The following is a 680-nucleotide window of genomic DNA, read 5'->3' as shown; positions in this document are numbered from 1 at the left end:
AGGATTCCAATATGCAGGCCGTCTTTTCCAAGAAACCGTCTTCTTCGAGTCCAATGGACTGCTTTACAGTCTCTTAGGCATCCTCATCTTGCTAGCAACAAGCTTCGTCGTAGCAATCGGTGGTGGTCTCGTGCTCCTAACAAAAATCGCTATTACACTTCTTGTAGGATGGGGACCATTCTTCATCATTGCTTTGCTCTGGCAACCAACTCATCGCCTTTTCGAGCAATGGATAATCCAAGTTGTGAATTATATAATCCTCTTTCTACTCTTAGCAACTGTATTTAATCTAATGATGAATATCTTTGCAAACTATTTGAGTGATATGAAACTCGATTACAACCAGAATGTAGCATACATGTTTGGAGGAGCTCTCATCTTGTCCATTATATCCATCATGCTGTTACTCAAACTATCAAGCATGGCCAATTCTCTCGCAAAAGGCATTACATTCGGACATCTATGGAGACATAAAAACTAGATGAGATAAAAAGCAATGGTTCCCGTAACAGAAGCCTCTAATATCCATATGACAAAATAACGAGGATATCCAATCCTAAAGTAAAAAATATTTGCACTGAAATTGAGCTATTTTCATAAATTAAAAAATGAAATTAAGAAAAGATAAATTATCGTAAACTATACACTTTACTTTAGTGTCAAAATTATAATAATGACAA

At 36.2% G+C, this 680-nt stretch carries 1 protein-coding gene; it reads left to right on the top strand.

The window, feature by feature from the left end:
• The coding region (locus tag ACFINH_RS10215) for a type IV secretion system protein (RefSeq protein ID WP_375633063.1) at positions 1 to 481 on the top strand (481 nt) is incomplete at its 5' end.
• Positions 482 to 680: the final 199 nt, after the last annotated feature.

Origin of the sequence: Bartonella sp. AA74HLJMH, from assembly GCF_042197045.1 — a bacterium.
Lineage (GTDB): Bacteria > Pseudomonadota > Alphaproteobacteria > Rhizobiales > Rhizobiaceae > Bartonella.
The sequence above is the reverse complement of the archived record's forward strand: the minus strand, read 5'-3'. Positions and strand labels throughout refer to the sequence as shown.